Source organism: Aureivirga sp. CE67, assembly GCF_015767245.1.
Classification (GTDB): Bacteria; Bacteroidota; Bacteroidia; order Flavobacteriales; family Flavobacteriaceae; genus Aureivirga.
This window is the reverse complement of sequence record NZ_JADOTV010000007.1, coordinates 115,356-132,965: the sequence shown is the minus strand read 5'-3', so window position 1 is coordinate 132,965 and position 17,610 is coordinate 115,356. Positions and strand designations below refer to the sequence as shown.

The window sequence follows — 17,610 nt, the reverse complement described above, 5'->3', positions numbered from 1 at the left end:
ATATTTTCGAAAAATTATTTTTATCTCTTTTGCGTACTTCCTGTTTTTACAGCTTTGTGTTTTTCATAACATTCTAAAACTGCCTCGATCACTTGAAGATCACTTGCTTTTTCTATGAAATACCTACTATAATTACAATCATCTAAAAGATTATCTAGTTCTGTTTTACTCAAGTTTAAATATTCCATCATTAAATCTCTATTAAACTTACTTTCCAATAGTTTTCTCAAACTATCTTCATCTTTAAGTTTTCTAAGTTTTTTCAACTCCTTTGGCTTTTTTCCAAATAAATTGTAGAGAAAGTCAACTGGATGATAAATTGCATCTACAGGAGAACTAAAAGTTTTCTTTCTTGGTTTTCCTACTTCATACGTTTGTTTCAGACCATTAATATGAATTCTCGTGTACTTATCTTCTGGAATATTTTTCACATCTACTTCTAAAACTCCTACTAAATCATGTGCTTTAATATTTACCTCAGAAATTTGAATCGTTTTTTCAAACATCGAAATCACTAACTCATTTCCTTTCAATAAATCATTTGTAATTTTTAGTTTGATAGGCTGATATCCTAGATGGGAAACAAAAATAGTGTCATTTGCTTTTGCAGTAATTTCAAAATCACCTTGTTCTGTTGTTGCAGAACCTACCACTGTATTTAAGTTAAAAACGTGTGCTCTAACTAAAGGTGCTTTTGTTATTCCATCAATAATCTTTCCTTTTAAAATAGATTCATTTTGGGTATTCTCCTTTTCCTCAACATCTTGCGAAAAAACGAAACATGTCATAAAAAAGAAAGTAAATAATAAATATAGATTCTTGTGCATATTCTATAATAGATTGTTTTTATTTTGGCTAAAATACACAAAGTCTTTATATAAAATAGGATGTATTACTTTTTTTAGGAAATTATAACATAAATTTTATAAAATAGGTAGTTGAAAATGCCTTTAATCGAAAAGACTTCAAAACTCGTATTTTTCTTGATGACATTTAAACCAAAAAACTAGCCCAAAATGAGCTAGTTTTTCAAAATTCTTTCTAAAAATGATTTATTTAATAATCAAATTTTGATTTTTTATTCCTTTATCTGTTGTAACTTTTAGTAAATAATTTCCTGAATTTAAATCTCTAACAGAATACTTATCTTCAACTTGCTTAAAATCTTTTACTTTTTGTCCTAAGGTATTGTAGATTTCTACTTTTTCAATTTCTAAAACAGTTTTATCAAAATTTAAAGTAAATGATTCTCTCACAGGATTTGGAAAAACATTCAATTTTGAAGCTAATAATTCTTCTTCTACACCTACTCCATAATCTGTTTTCACAAAAGTATAGACCGTATTACTTGGAATTGCAGAATCAAAAGATTCAGGTTGAAATTCGTTATCTGGTAATGGGTTATAAATTGTATGTTCTGGATTTGAAGCATTACCATGTAACAAAATCATATACTCGCTATTTTCTTCTTGATTTACAGCGCCAATCATCACTAAATCTCCATTTGTTTCATATCCTTGAAATAATGTTTCAGGATTTTTCACATCAATTTCACCATAATGAAATTCGATTTTTTGATCTTCTTCATAAATCCATAACTGAATATTTATAACGCTTTCTGGAGTATCTTCATCAAAAATTCCAGCATTTTTCCATTCTAATTTAAAAATACGACTTCCTTCTTCACCTTCTAAAACATATGAAATTGGAGACAATGAAACACCATCTTCATTATAATCACCTTTATCTATTAAATCCAAATAAGTAAGCATCAAAATAGAATTTTCAAAACTTGGAGTTAAATTAACTTCTGCACCCACAGATTCGTCAAAATAAATTTTATCTGTTTCCATTCCATTGAAATTGATAGTAAACCCAATCGGAACTTCATAAGTTGGATCATCCCAAATCTCGCCATCATTTATAGATATAGCATTTTCTAAGTCCGTATATTCTTCTGTTGTAGCTCCTTGAAAAGTATAATCTTGAGCATTTAAATTCATAGCAAGAAATAAACTTGCAGCAATAGTAATTTTTTTAAACATTTTTACAATTTTTAATAATTCAAAAATAAGTATTTAACTATGTATTTTCTTATTTTAACTAAATACTTATCTATTTCTTAACATCAAGAATTTAAAAAGTAAAAATTTAACTTCCAACATATTAAACATTACAACAAATAAAAAAACAAACCAAAAAAAATCAAAACTTGTATTTTTAATATCAAAAATCTACTTAAAATTAAACTATTGAACCCTTTTTGGAAATTATTTTTTAAACAGATTCAATACTTAAATTTTTAACTTAAGATAAAAAAGCAACCTATATTTAATTATATCATTGAGTCATTTTTACAAATTATTTTTCAAACAAGTTCGGTTTGTTAAATAAAAAAAGCTCCATAGAAATTTCTATGGAGCTTTAATATTTTATTTAAACTAAAAGGTTATAACTTTCCTTCTAGGTCATTTTCTTCTAAATTTTCATCCCAAGTTTTCTCTTGCGGATTCTTATGAAGTTTTCCTACAGATTTTGCTACAAGAATAGAAACTGTTGCATCTCCTGTAACATTTACTGTTGTTCTAAGCATATCTAAAGGTCTGTCAACAGCAAAAATCAATGCAAGTCCAACTGCTAATTTATCTGCTGGAAATCCAATTGATTCTAATACAATTACTAACATTACCATTCCTGCTCCTGGTACGGCTGCAGAACCAATAGATGCTAATAATGCAGTTAATACAATCGTTAATTGATCTCCAAATTCTAATGGGAAGCTTAAGGCTTGTGCGATAAATACTGCTGCTACTGCTTGATATAAACTTGTTCCGTCCATATTTACTGTAGCCCCTACAGGTAGCACGAAACTAGAAACTTCTTTATCAACTCCAATGTGCTCCTCTACTCTTTCCATTGTAACAGGTAAAGTTGCTGCACTTGAGCTTGTAGAAAAAGCTAATAATTGTGCTGGTGAAATTTGTTTTAAGAACCAGAAAGGTGATTTTTTAGCAATTACAGCAATTAGAATACAATAGAAAATAATCATTGTAAATAATCCTAAAATTACAACTCCAGCGTAGAATAATAATTTTTGTAAAATCTCTGGATCTCCTGCGGTTACTACCACATTTGCTAAAAGCGCAAAAACTGCATAAGGAGAAGTCAACATGATGATATCTACCATTTTCAAAATCACTTCATTCAACGAATCAAAGAAATCTTTTAATGGTTTTGCTTGACTAGGTTTTACTAACAACATACAAATTCCTAAGAAAATCGTGAAAACAATAACTTCCAACATTCTTCCATTTGCTGTCATTGCACTCAAAGCATTGTCTGGCACCATATTTACGATAAAGTCTAAAGGTCCAGCTTTTTGTTGTGCAGCTGCTGTTTGTACTTTTGTATTAATTGAAGCATTTCCTGCATAAGTTTCTGTAAGTTTTGCAATCGTTTGCTCCGAAATTCCTTCTCCTGGTTTGAAAACATTTACTACTAAAAGTCCAATTGAAATTGCAACTACAGTAGTTAAAATATAAATAGAAATAGTTCGAAATCCGATGTTTCTGAATTTAGAAATATCTTTCAGATCAGAAATCCCTTTGATTAGTGAAGCAACAATTAATGGTACAGCAATTAATTTTAATAATTTGATAAAAATTGTTCCAAAAGGCTTGATCCAATCTCCAATAAATTGTCCTCCCCATTCAAATTGTCCCATTAAAATACCAAAAAGAACTCCTAAAAGCATCCCGATAAGGATTCTCCAGTGCAATGCTAATTTCTTCATTTATTTCTATTATTTTTTGTTTTGCCGAAGATATGAAATTCACATCAAACGACAAATCTGATTAAATATGTTTTACTTTACTTCTATTTCACTTCTATTTTGACAATTTTATTCAAAAATTATAATTTATTTGTCCATAAAAAACAAAAAAGCTTACAGATATAAAATACCTGTAAGCTCTAGTTTAAAGATGTTTTTTCTAAATATCAACTAACTAACACATAACTTTTCTTCCAAGTTATATTTTATTTCTTCAAAATTCTGACTAGCTGCTTTCAAACTATTTTCTGAAAATAACTGTAATTGTGTATTCAAATCTTGGTAGTAAGTAAATGCTTTTTCAAGATTTGATTGGAATGCGTTGAAATACTTAATTTGCTTTCTATTAAATTCCGTTTTTACACCAGCAAGTTCATTTTTCAAATAATCTAAATAAATTCCAAGTTCCTTCACAAAAACGTGCGGACGATTAGAATCTACTTTTACATTTTCGTATCCATAAATATGACGAATCATATCTTTTAACTTAAACTTTTCATCAAAATATGCCATATTTGGACCAGGACAAATCACAATTCCTTGCTTTTCTCCTTTCACAGGAATATCATTTTTCATTAAAGCTGCAGAAGCTAAACCAATACAAAGACAAGATTTCACATTGATTTCTTCAATTTTATTTTGTCTTTGTTCTGGAGATAAATCCTCCTCAAGAGATTCGATTTCTTTTTCAATAAACTTTCTTGAAGCTGTACAAATTGGTCTATCTGAATAATTTTTGTTTGAAACTAAAAATTTCTTCGGACAAGAACTTCCAAACTTATTGATTTCAAACTTTTCTCTTTTTAAAACTTCATTTGAAGAAGTACGAAGATTATTAAAAGGAACACCAAGAGGCGAAGATTGACTTAAATATAAATCTTTCTCTTTCGCTTCTGAAAGTCTATCCATTGTTTCATCATCTACAGTTGTTGCTTCCGGAACTAATAAAAATGGAGATCCCCATCCGATTCCGTCTAACTCATAGTTTTCTAATAAGAACTGGTGTTCTTCACCTGTACCAACTCCACCTTGTGCAGTGATTTTCATTTTTGGTAAAGATTCCGGAATTGCCATTTCTTTTTTCTCCATTGCTGCAAAAGCAATCTCTTGTGTTTCTTTTGCTAAAGCTTCTCTTCCTTCTTTAAACTCTTGTAAAATTGGTCCTAATAACAAACCTTCTGTTGCAAAAGCATGTCCTCCACAGTTTAACCCTGATTCAATTCTATATTCTGAAACCCAAATCCCTTTTTTGGCTAAAAATTTTCCTTGAATCATTGCCGAACGATAATCACTTACTTTTAAAATGATTTTTTTCTTAATATTTCCTTCAGCATCTGGGTAAAAATCTTGAAAGTTTTCCATGTAACTGTAAAGCCTAGGATTCATACCTGCAGAAAGAACTACAGATGACTCTAGATTACTTTCAGCAAAACCTTTAAGAGATAAATGACCATCATTAAACTCTGAAGGAAGTTCTTCTTTTCCATCAAAATTTGCTTTGTCCACTTTTGTCATGATATTTACATCAATCGATCCGTGATTTAAATGTTCATCTAACCAAGATTTGATTCCTTCACTATTTAAATTTTCATCTGCAAACTCCACTAGTTTTTGTTTGATATTTGAAAACTTAGGAAGTGTTTCTATATAATCGTTTAAAGACTTTGTATTTGTTGAGATTTCTTGTTTAAAATCCTCAAATTTCGTTTCTACGATTTGTTGAACATTATTTAAATAATCCTTTATTCTATTTGCTCTTGCATAAATGTCTTTTGAGCTATATTTTTGAAAAGGTAAAGAATATTTTTTTGCGTAATGTTCGTTCATTTGTTCCACCAAAACATCATCTACAATTGACATCACTGATGAAATTCCGTAATGAGCTACTTTGATTGGAGAATCAATTGTATAAGCAAGTCCCATTACTGGAATATAAAAATTATGTGTTTCTTTTCTATCCATTTTCCCGTTAATTATAGACTTCCAAAGGACAGTTAAATAAATCAGATAAACTATGATTTTTATCACTATCACATTAATAGATTGAATTATAACGGATTATAAAAATTACACTTTAATAATTTTTAACAAAAAAATAAACAATCTAAAAAATCATTTTATGAAATATAAATTTAAAATTAGAAACTCCTTAAATAATGAAAAGAAACTATTAATTTTTTAAAAACCTGAAAAACCTACAGAAATGTTAAAGTTTGATTTAGTTTAGAAAAGTACATTCAATTCTCTACTTTTGGCTTCTCTTAAAAAATATGAATGATTATGAAAATAAACTTTTTTAAAACAATATTACTATCTCTTTTATTTATAGCATGTAAAAAAGATGATGTTGAAGAAATACACCCTCCTGTAGAACCTGAGAATATTCCTGTTGTAAATATTGAAACAGAAAATAACGAACCTATAACTTCTAAAGATGACTATATTCGTGCAACTTTTAAAATAGATGATGAAGTTGTAGGTAAAAGTATTAAAATTAGAGGAAGAGGTAATACGACTTGGGCTTTACCTAAGAAACCATATCAAATTAAATTTGACGATAAAGAATCTGTTTTAGAAATGCCTAAGGACAAAAAGTGGGTTTTTCTTGCAAATTATACAGATAAATCACTTTTAAGAAGTGAGCTTGCATATAATTTAGGATATATGAGTAATTTGGATTGGACTCCTGAAAGTGAATTTGTAGATGTAAATCTTAATGGTGAATATGTAGGAATCTATCAGATTGTTCAGAAAGTAGAAGAATCTTCAAACAGAGTTGATATTGGTGATGATGGTTATTTATTAGAAGTAGATCAGCTTTCAAGAATAGATGCAGATGATGTTTATTTTCATTCTTCTATTTCGGATTATTATTTCAACATTAAGGAGCCAAAATTGGATATTGAAGATGAAGAATATGTTTTTATTAAAAATTATATTGAAGAATTCGAAACTTTAATTTTGAATAATGACAATCCTACATTAGAAGATATTTCAAGGCTTATTGATTTAGATTCTTTTATTGATTGGTATTTAATTAATGAAATAGGAAAAAATAACGATGCAATTTTTTATTCTAGTGTTTATATGAATTTAATTCCTGGAGAAAAATTGAAAATGGGACCAATCTGGGATTTTGATATTGCTTTTGGTAACATTAATTATAATGGAAATGAAAAACCAGAAGGTTTTTGGGTTAAAAATTCAAAGTGGTACACAAAACTTTTTGAAAATCAAGAATTCAAGACTTTAGTAAAAAATAGATTTGCATATTTTTATCAAAATAAAAACGATGTTTTTGATAAGGTAAGAGAAAAAGCTAATTATCATTTAAAAGGTTCTGTAGATAGAAACTTCGAAAAATGGGATATTCTAGGAAAATATGTTTGGCCAAATTATGTTTTCTTTGACACTTATGAAGAAGAAGTAAAATATCTTGAAAAATGGTATATGGATAGAATGGAATGGTTAAACAATAATTTATAAAAAACCATTTATTTCTTTTAAATAAAAAATATAGAAAAAAGGTAATGAAGTTAATTTCATTACCTTTTTTTAGTTTTAAACTATTTATTTCAGGAAAAAACTAAAAATCTCTTGACCTAAACTTGAAAAAATATTTTCAACATCTAAGATCTTTTACACAATCAAACAAAAAGCTGTTTTAATAAAAAAATAAATTATTAAAAGCATTTTAACATAATAAATTAAAATACCTCAACAATCACTCTTACTCAACCTCCTCTTTTATATATTTGATTTTATAAATTTATAATTAGAATCAAATATGAGCAACACTACCTTATTAAAAAATAGGCATTTCAAAATAAGATTTGCGCTATTAGACAAATTACATTTACTATCTCTTCCCCTCAATACATCTATTTTAAACAATCAAAAAATAAAATAATGAGAAAGCTTAAAAATCTATGGCTATTGATTTTCCTCCTTAGCTTTACACAAAATTATGCACAAACCACAGATGTTATCACTGGATTAGATAATCCATATTGTATAACTCTAAAAGGAAATGATTTATATTTTAGAAGTAATCTTTATATTTCGAAAGTAGATCTTTCAAACACTTCAAACATCATTCAAGTAGCAAATAGCTCTACTAGTGTTTATGATATGATCTTTGACGAGAATATTTTATACTCTGCTGCAAATAATAGAATTGGTAAAAAAGATATTAATGATGGAAACACAAACGGAAATAGTTTCTTGATTACTGGTTTTGGTTATGCTCATGGAATTACTAAAAAAGATGGTGTTCTTTATGTTGCAGATTGGCAAGACAATTTAATTTATAAAACAAATATTGAAAATCCTTCTCTTCAAGAAGTTATTTCTGTTACGGATCCTTTAGATCTAACTTTCAATGGTGATGATTTATATATTTCTACTGTAGAAAATAAAATTTACAAAACTACTATCACAGACGTAAATCCTACGCTTACTGAAATTACTTCTACAAATGGAAGACCTTATTCTTTATTAATATTCGGAAATGATTTATTTTATACAGAATTTGAAACAGGTAAAATATTAAAAATTGACATTACAGAATCTTCTCCAGTAGCTACAGAAGTAGTAAGTAATCTTAGTGGACCAATTGATATGGCTTTTGATGGAATTGACCTATATATTGCAGAAAAAGATGGAGATAAGATTTCAAAATTAAATATCAATCAAGATTCTACAGCACCTGAAATTACTTCTTGTCCTTCTTCTCTAGATAACATATCTGTGAATGAAAATTGTCAGGGAGTTATACCTGATTACACAAATTTAGTAATTGCAACAGATGATTTTACAAACCCTCCTTCGATCACACAAGACCCAACACCTGGATCCATTTTAGAAAAAGGAATTACTACGATTATTTTTACTGCTTCAGATAGCTCAGGAAATACTACAACTTGTAGCACTACAGTAACTGTTATAGATAATCAAGGACCAATACCTAATTTGGAAACTTTACCAGAAATCACAGCAGAATGTGAAGTTACTAATTTAAGTGAGCCATCTGCAACAGATTCTTGTGGAGGAAATGTAATTGTTAGTCATAATGCTACACTTCCTATTACAACTCAAGGAACAACTGTTGTTACTTGGACTTTTGAAGATGAAAACGGAAATACAAGTACACAAATACAGAATATTTCAATTAATGACAATATAGACCCTTTTACATTTGATGAAAATTTATTTTACACTACTGGATATGGAACACCTGAGTTAATTTTAGATGAAACTCCTTCGATTATGCACATGATGATTGTAGAAGATACTATGTACTTTGTTAATTGGTCAAGTAAAAAACTACAATCTTTTTCTCTTTCGGATCCTGCAGGAACTTTACAAGAACTTTACACTTCTCCTTCTGAACTATTTGGTTTAACAGAAAAAAATGGAGAATTATATTTATCCAATACTGGAGGAGAAATTATAAAATATACTATTAATACTCAACAAACAGAAATTATAGCTTCAGACCTTGGAAGTCTAAGAGGTTTAGCTTTTAATGGTGAGGACTTATATTGTGGTATTTATAATTTAAACAAAGTCATCAAATTAAATCCATCTATTTCAAATCCTATTGCGACAGATGTAGTTACTGGTATAGGTTCGCCTATGGGAATAGATTTTAATGGAAATGATTTATTCATTGCAGATTATTGGACTTCAAAAATTTATAAAGTTGATGTATCACAAACTTTGCCTATAAATAACCCTGGTGCTTTTAATAGTCTTACAAGAGTAGTAGATGTAAAGGTTGTAGGTGAAGAATTATTTTTAAGTAGATATAGTGGTGGAGGTATTTTTAAAACAAGTATATCTGGAAGTTCTCCTATATTAATTGATAATACTTATGGACAAACAGCAAGTTTAGAATTTAAAGACAATACTATATATGCTTCTGCTGTTAATTTTGGTATATATAAAATTCCTTTTGAAACGGAATATATCCAGAATGAATTAGCGGATATTACTGCGAATTGTGAAGTAACTTCTCTAGAAACTCCTTCTACCTCGGATAATTGCTCAGAGAATATAATTGTTACACATGATGCGACATTGCCAATTACAGAAATTGGAGCTACAACCGTTGTAACTTGGACTATTGATGATGGAAATGGGAATATCGTAACAGTTCCTCAAAACATCATTATTGTAGACAATGAAAAACCTGAAGTAATTGTTTTAGAAGATTTAACTGCAGATTGTGAAATTAATGAAGCAAATATTATTGCGCCAATAACAACAGATAATTGTGCAGGAGAAATTACTGCTACTACAGAATCTAACTTAAACTTTTCAGAACAAGGAACTTTCGAGATTGTTTGGAAATTTAATGATGGAAACGATAATGAAATTGAAGTAATTCAAAATGTAATTATTAATGATATCACAGATCCTGAAACCATTGTTTTAGAAGATTTAACTACAGAATGTGAAATTAATGAAGCAAATATTATTGCGCCAACAACAACAGATAATTGTGTAGGAGAAATCACTGCTACTACAGAATCTGATTTAAACTTCACAGAACAAGGAAGTTTCGAGATTCTTTGGATCTTTAATGATGGAAACGATAATGAAATTGAGGTAATTCAAAATGTAATTATTAATGATATCACAGATCCTGAAATCATTGTTTTAGAAGATTTAACTGCAGAATGTGAAATTAATGAAGTAAATATTATTGCTCCTACAACAACGGATAATTGTGCAGGAGAAATTACTGCTACTACAGAATCTAACTTAAACTTTTCAGAACAGGGAACTTTCGAAATTGTTTGGATCTTTAATGATGGAAACGATAATGAAATTGAAATAATTCAAAATGTAATTATTAATGATATCACAGATCCTGAAACCATTGTTTTAGAAGATTTAACTGCAGAATGTGAAATCAACGAGTTTAATATTATTGCGCCAACAACAACAGATAATTGTGCGGGAGAAATCACTGCAACTACAGAATCTGATTTAAACTTTACAGAACAAGGGACTTTCGAGATTGTTTGGATTTTCAATGATGGAAATGATAATGAAATTGAAGTAATTCAAAATGTAATTATTGATGATATCACAGATCCAGAAGCTATTGTATTAGAAAATTTAACTGCAGAATGTGAAATCAACGAGTTTAATATTATTGCGCCAACAACTACAGATAATTGTGCAGGAGAAATTACTGCTACTACAGAATCTAACTTAAACTTTTCAGAACAGGGAACTTTCGAAATTGTTTGGATCTTTAATGATGGAAACGATAATGAAATTGAAATAATTCAAAATGTAATTATTAATGATATCACAGATCCTGAAGCTATTATTTTAGAAGATTTAACTGCAGATTGTGAAATTAATGAAGCAAATATTATTGCTCCTACAACAACGGATAATTGTGCGGGAGTAATTACTGCCACTACAGAATCTGATTTAAACTTTACAGAACAAGGAACTTTCGAGATTATTTGGATTTTCAATGATGGAAATGATAATGAAATTGAGGTAATTCAAAATGTAATTATCGATGATATTATAAACCCAGAAACTATTGTTTTAGAAGATTTAACTGCAGAATGTGAGATCAACGAGTTTAATATTATTGCGCCAACGACAACAGATAATTGTGCAGGAGTAATTACTGCCACTACAGAATCTGATTTAAACTTTACAGAACAAGGAACTTTCGAGATTATTTGGATTTTCAATGATGGAAATGATAATGAAATTGAGGTAATTCAAAATGTAATTATTGATGATATTACAAATCCTGAAGCTGTTGCTTTAGGAGATATAAATGCTCAATGTGAATTATCTCCTTCTGAGATCACTTTTCCGATTACAACAGATAATTGCGCTGGAGAAATCACAGCAACAACAAATTCTGAGTTAACATTTACGGAACAAGGAACTTTCGAGATTGTATGGAAATTTAACGATGGAAATGATAATGAAATTGAAGTAATTCAAATTGTAACTATTGAAGATACAGAAGCTCCAACTTTTGTTAATTGTTATGAAGACATCATCATTGATATGGGATCTGGTTGTGAATATCCTATTTTGGATTATACTGAATATGATTTTGGATTAGCAGATAATTGTTCAGATGAAATTACAGTCACACAAAACTTAGAACCAGAAACTATTATTACAGAAAGTACTGAAATTATCATAACATTTACAGATATTTATAATAATACTTCTGAATGCTCATTTATGCTAGAGGTAATTGACACAGTTGCTCCGTATTTCGAATGTCCAGAAACACAAAACATTTCTGTTGAAGAAAATGAACTTTATACTTTAGAAGATTTTACAATAGATATTCCAGTATCTTTTGCTTGTGATGAAGTTTCTTTCACTCAAACTCCTGCACCTGGAACAGAATTAGAACCTGGTGATCATACTATTACTTTAGAAATCGAAGATGAATATGGAAATACAGATTCTTGTGAGTTTTTAGTAAAAGTAACTGAGGATTTAGATATTGATGAGGTGAATTTAAATTCTTTAATCAAAGTATTCCCAAATCCAGCAAAAGATATTTTAAATATTGAAAGCAAACAAGAAATTGAGTCTATCTATATTTTAGATTTAACTGGTAAAATTATTTTTAAACAAAAAGATAACTCTAAAAAGCAAATTGATGTTTCAACTTTTGCAAGAGGAGTTTATTATATCAAAGTAAATACTCAAAATAATTCAACTTTAAAGAAAATTTTAATTCAATAATAATTCTTTAAAAACTTAATATAGTTTAAAAGTCGTTTCAAGAAATTGAAGCGACTTTTATTTTTTAAATATCATAAAAAACATCCTACATCCAATAAATTTTAAACCAAAAAAAGACTGTATCAAAAAATACAGTCTCTTATGGTTATAAAATTGGATTAGTTACAAAATTAAAATTGGTATCGAATACCTACTTGTGCTTTCCATCTAGAATTTACTTGATCTACCACCCAAGGATCTTGTGTTTTCTCCGTATATTGATAAACTGGTTGGTTATTTTCTATTCCAACAAAATCTACCAAACTAAAACTAGAATTCACCACATTAGGAACATAAACTAATCTTCCCCAATCATTATTAATGAAATTCAACACATTTAGCATATCAAAAGAAAGACTTAAAGCTTTTCCTTTTTTCAGTTTTCTTGTGTATTCCCATTTCATATCCAATTGATGATTCCAAGGAGTTTTTGCTCCATTTCTCTCTGCATATTTCCCTCTTCTTTCTGATAAATAATCATTTCCTGAAATATATCTATCTAAATTTTCCCATTGTTGCTCAGCACTTACAACAATATTTCCAGAACCATCTGTGATATCTCTTAAATTAATTTCATCCGCAGAAGCAGGAACATAAATCAAATCATTCTTTGAAGAACCATCTTGATTTACATCTCCTCCATAAATAAACGAATAAGGGCTTCCAGATGTTCCAGTATATAACAGAGAAACTAAAAGATTATTTTTTTCATTTAAGTTAAAATTCATCGCATGTGATGAAACTATTTTATGTCTTAAATCAAAATTTGAATATGATAATTCAGGAGCATTAGCATCTATAGATTGATTCCACTCAAAATTTGCCGCATTAGAATTTCTTACTGTACTTGAAATATCTTTACTTTTCCCATAGGTATATCCTAAATATCCATTGTAATTTCTGTAAGTTTTATTTACTCCAAAAGTCAAATTATAACGATATCCTTGATCTGTATTTGTCAATAAGAAAACGTTTGTAAAATTCTTGTTGATTTTAATATCTTCTCCTTTGGAAGTAAAATATTCTCTATCATCAGCTCCTTCAAATCTTGCTTTTTCGTTTTTTCTATTAATTGATTGGAAGAAAATTCCATTGATAACTTTCGAATAGGTTCCTTCCAAAGAAACATTCCAATCATAAGGTAATTTTACTTCTAAAGCCAAATTACTTTTCCATTCTCTTGGTAATTTAAAATCATTGTCAATCAAATTAATTTCTGTCAAATTAGGTTGTTGTGAAGCTAAATCTCCAAGATTTTCAACGATTTTTTGTGTTCCATCAGGACGAATATCTACATTGAAATATTCGGTTCCTGAAATATATTCAGCATAAGCAAACCATAAATAAGGAATTCTTCCAGAAAATAACCCAGAACCTCCACGAAGCTTGAATTTTCGATCTTGATCAATAAAATAATTAAATCCTAAACGAGGATTAAACTGTGGTGTTTTTGAAATCTTATTATTATAATGTGCAAATTCAGGTGTATTTTTCACTTCTTGACTTATTGGTAAATCTTCTGTTAAGAATTGAAAATCTAAACGAATTCCTGCCAAAACAGAAAAGCGATCTGTAATTCTATAATAATCTTGCGCATAAACAGCTCCTTCAAATATCTTTAAAGTTGCTGAAGGCTCACTACTTACAAAGTCATAATTATTATTTGAAATATGATAAACTCCACGAATTCTTGAAGGCTGATCATTTAAAAAATTATCTACTGATTTATATTGCCATCTTCCATTCCATGCTGAAAGAAATCCATAATCAACTGTATTATATTGTGCAAATCCTCCAAAAGTAAAAGAGTGATTGTCTTTAAAAACGGAAAGTTTGTTTGAAACTTGGAAAGTATTTAAATCTGTTCCATAGACAGAAGCTTCACGATAAGTTCCTGCAAAAATACTATTTGAATTATCTGAAATATCCACATGTGGGAAAATTCTTCCGTCAAAATTTCTATCTTCTTTTACTTTGTTATAACCGAAACTAAAAACATTTGAAATTCCATTTGAGAAATTTGATTTCAATTCTAAAGCTAAACTATTTGCAATACTTTCATGTCTATATCCTTGATTACCAAAATTAAAAACAGAAGCATTCCACTCTAAATTATCAGCATAACTTTTTACAAAATTATTACGAACAGTCAATTTATGAACATCTGAGATATTATAATCCAAACGAGTAAATAATTTAGAACTTGCTGTTTTAATATTTGCATCTGTGTAAGTTCCTGGATCATATCCGTAATCGTTAATCAGTTTCTGATGAATTTGTTCTACAGTTTCCAAAGAAATATTAGAAGAAGAAGATCCTGGCGCATTCAGAACTGGCGTGTTAGAAAGTGCTTGTTCAAAATTCACAAAAAAGAAAAGTTTATCTTTCTTAATTGCACCTCCAAAAGAAGCTCCAACTTGCACGTCGTAAAAACTTTCAATTTTCTGTTTGATTCCTTCTGCATATTTCCCAACCAAAAGCTGATTATTTCCATAACCATAAACCTCTGAACGAAAATCATTTGTTCCGTTTTTGGTAACTAAATTGATATTTGCTCCAGTAAAATTACCGATACTTACATCAAAGGGTGCAACTTTTACAGAAAGTTCTTTAATCGCTCCAAGACCGATTGGCTGTGATCTAGACAAACTTCCTGGAGTTCCATTTGCAGAAGAACCAGCGGCTCCACTAGCAGGTTCTTGAAAACCTACAACGTCATTATTGGCAATTCCATCGATATTTAAATTATTAAATCTATTACTCGCTCCAGCAAACGAATTTAGATTTGATTCTGGTAAATTCTTCGTTAAATCTTGAATAGAACGACTAATAGTAGGAGTTTTCTTTAAAGTTTTTGCGGATAATAAAGTTTCGTTTCCTTTCTTATTTGTCGATTTATTCACTTTGATTTCTATTTCACCAAGAGATACATTATCTTCATTCAGCACAAAATCTTGATAACTTATTTCTCCTAAATTAATAGCAAAATCAGTAATTGTAATTGTTTTAAATCCTATAAAAGATACTTCTATTTTATATTTTTTAGAAGGTGGAAGATTATTGATGATATAAAAACCATTTTGATTTGAACTTCCTCCATAACGGAAATTTGTTTCTGTATCCGTCACCAAAATAGTTGCTTCTTCTATAGGTAAATTTAAATCGTCCTTGACGGTTCCTTGTAAAGTTCCTGTGGTTTCCTGAGCTATGACGAAGGTGCTCATCATCAGGAAAAATAGTAAACCAAATCTTTTAATCATTTTTTAGGGTTTTAAATAAAATCCAAAGTTTGGTCTAAAGAATTGTGAACTCCTTACATTAACTTAAAAAAAAATTAAGATTGAATTAACATTTATTTAACAAAATAACATACATTTGCCGAAATTTAAAATTGCTTGACTATTAATTAAGAATAATTCCCATCAAAACTCCCATTATTTTTTGTTTTATCAAAAACACTTAACTCATGAAATAATGATAAGATGTGACTTATATCTTAAAAATTTGCAATGAAAAATTGAATAAAATAACATTAAAATGAATAATAAATCTCTAAGAGTCTTATTTGTAATTGTAGCTTTTTTATGCTTCGAAAATGCTTCATCTCAAAATAAAAAATACAGAACTGGTATTCTTGCTGGTTATAATAATTATAAAACTAGTAGCAATTTCGCTGATGCAAAAACCGGAAATGGTTTTCATATTGGTTTTATCGATGACATGTATATTGGCGACAAATTTGGTTTTACATTCGCCTTTATTTACCAAAGAAACTATGTACCATTCAATACAACTAGTAGTGGGTACAGTTACTCTAATGATAATTATAAAACCTTCACAGCTGACAATTTAGATGTTCCTCTTAAATTCTACTATAATTTATTGAATATTAATGATAAATTAATTGTTAGTACCAATTTTGGAACAACTCTGAAATTTTTCTATGGCTATGATCGAAAAGGAAGTGATGATATAAATCTTTCTCCTGGAGGATATGAAGCAAAATTTTTAGATTCCGATGGTTTTGTAAATTTATTTTGGTCTACAGGATTTCAAATAGAATATAAAAAGACCGCAATTAGTTTCAATTATTCAAAAAGTATTTCAAATCCATATCGAAATATCGAATTACGTTCGACAGATTTTTTTGATCCAAATGCAAAGTTCTTTAAAGGAAATGATAATTATTTTTCAATTTCCTTCATTTGCTTCTTTAACAATAGAATATAACTAACCTAAAACAATTACATATTAATACTAAATATTATCAAAATGAAAAGAAAAACACCTATGAAATTATTGATAATTTTGATTACTATCTTATCATTTCAAACAATAAATGCACAATTCTACAATGGAGGTGCATTTTTTAATCATGCAGATTACAGATTTGGAGTTAAAGCTGGTATAAACATTTACACTTTAAATACAGATGTTAGTAGTACATCTCCAGGACTTGGGTGGAATGTTGGTTTCACTTCAAACTATATAATTGGTGAATATTTCGAAATATCTTCAGGATTAGAATTCCAAAAAAGTGTAATTTCAGTAAAGACTGTAGAAAATAATTATCATAATAATAATGACGATGACTTAAAAACACATGATACTAAATTTAGAATGCTTTCTTTTATGATGCCTTTTAAATTAAACTATGTATTTTTAAACAAAGATGATGAATTACTTTTAAGAGTAAATGCTGGTGGGATACTAAACTTAGGTCATGGATTTGAAAAAGCAGATTCTAATGAAGGATATGAATATTTTGAAGAAGAAGAAACTTATGGTGGAAGCTTAGAATCGGAGCAGCCTTATTCTTTATTTTGGACAGTTGGACTAGAAGCTGAGTATAAAAAAATGGCTTTTAATGTAGATTATTCAAGAAATTTATCAACACCATATTTAATGGAATCTAGCGAAGGATTTTTAGCTTTTTCTCTTAAATATTATTTTACAGAAAGATATTAAAACTAAAGCTGCTAATA

At 28.7% G+C, this 17,610-nt stretch carries 9 protein-coding genes; 4 read left to right on the top strand and 5 right to left on the bottom strand.

The window, feature by feature from the left end:
* Positions 1 to 20: 20 nt before the first annotated feature.
* From I0K12_RS10645 to I0K12_RS10630, 4 genes are all read right to left on the bottom strand, one after another.
* Positions 21 to 827: a carboxypeptidase-like regulatory domain-containing protein gene (locus tag I0K12_RS10645; RefSeq protein WP_196887880.1), complete on the bottom strand. Its 807-nt coding sequence runs from the start codon at positions 825 to 827 to the stop codon at positions 21 to 23.
* 225 nt (positions 828 to 1,052) lie between these two features.
* The gene (locus tag I0K12_RS10640; protein ID WP_196887878.1) at positions 1,053 to 2,045 is read right to left on the bottom strand and encodes a T9SS type A sorting domain-containing protein; all 993 of its coding nucleotides are present in this window, start codon (positions 2,043 to 2,045) and stop codon (positions 1,053 to 1,055) included.
* A gap of 404 nt (positions 2,046 to 2,449) precedes the next feature.
* Positions 2,450 to 3,793 (bottom strand): dicarboxylate/amino acid:cation symporter, encoded by a 1,344-nt coding sequence (locus tag I0K12_RS10635; RefSeq protein WP_196887876.1) that lies wholly within the window; start codon positions 3,791 to 3,793, stop codon positions 2,450 to 2,452.
* 210 nt (positions 3,794 to 4,003) lie between these two features.
* Positions 4,004 to 5,794, bottom strand: coding sequence for a hypothetical protein (locus I0K12_RS10630; RefSeq protein ID WP_196887875.1), 1,791 nt, complete (start codon positions 5,792 to 5,794; stop codon positions 4,004 to 4,006).
* Between the two features lie 318 nt (positions 5,795 to 6,112).
* Here I0K12_RS10630 and I0K12_RS10625 point away from each other — a divergent pair, with 318 nt between their 5' ends.
* Together I0K12_RS10625 and I0K12_RS10620 are read left to right on the top strand one after the other, a co-directional pair.
* Positions 6,113 to 7,318 (top strand): CotH kinase family protein, encoded by a 1,206-nt coding sequence (locus I0K12_RS10625; protein WP_196887873.1) that lies wholly within the window; start codon positions 6,113 to 6,115, stop codon positions 7,316 to 7,318.
* A gap of 423 nt (positions 7,319 to 7,741) precedes the next feature.
* Positions 7,742 to 12,586, top strand: coding sequence for a T9SS type A sorting domain-containing protein (locus tag I0K12_RS10620; protein WP_196887864.1), 4,845 nt, complete (start codon positions 7,742 to 7,744; stop codon positions 12,584 to 12,586).
* A 170-nt stretch (positions 12,587 to 12,756) separates the two neighbouring features.
* Here the strand turns inward: I0K12_RS10620 and I0K12_RS10615 are convergent, their stop codons facing one another.
* A complete protein-coding gene (locus tag I0K12_RS10615) occupies positions 12,757 to 15,885 on the bottom strand; it encodes a TonB-dependent receptor (RefSeq protein WP_196887856.1) in 3,129 nt (1,042 codons plus the stop codon).
* Between the two features lie 277 nt (positions 15,886 to 16,162).
* On the opposite strand from I0K12_RS10615, the gene I0K12_RS10610 reads away from it, so the two are divergent.
* Together I0K12_RS10610 and I0K12_RS10605 are read left to right on the top strand one after the other, a co-directional pair.
* Positions 16,163 to 16,855, top strand: a complete 693-nt coding sequence (locus I0K12_RS10610; RefSeq protein ID WP_196887854.1) for a hypothetical protein — start codon at positions 16,163 to 16,165, stop codon at positions 16,853 to 16,855.
* A gap of 42 nt (positions 16,856 to 16,897) precedes the next feature.
* Positions 16,898 to 17,593, top strand: a complete 696-nt coding sequence (locus tag I0K12_RS10605; RefSeq protein WP_196887852.1) for an outer membrane beta-barrel protein — start codon at positions 16,898 to 16,900, stop codon at positions 17,591 to 17,593.
* Positions 17,594 to 17,610 lie beyond the last annotated feature (17 nt).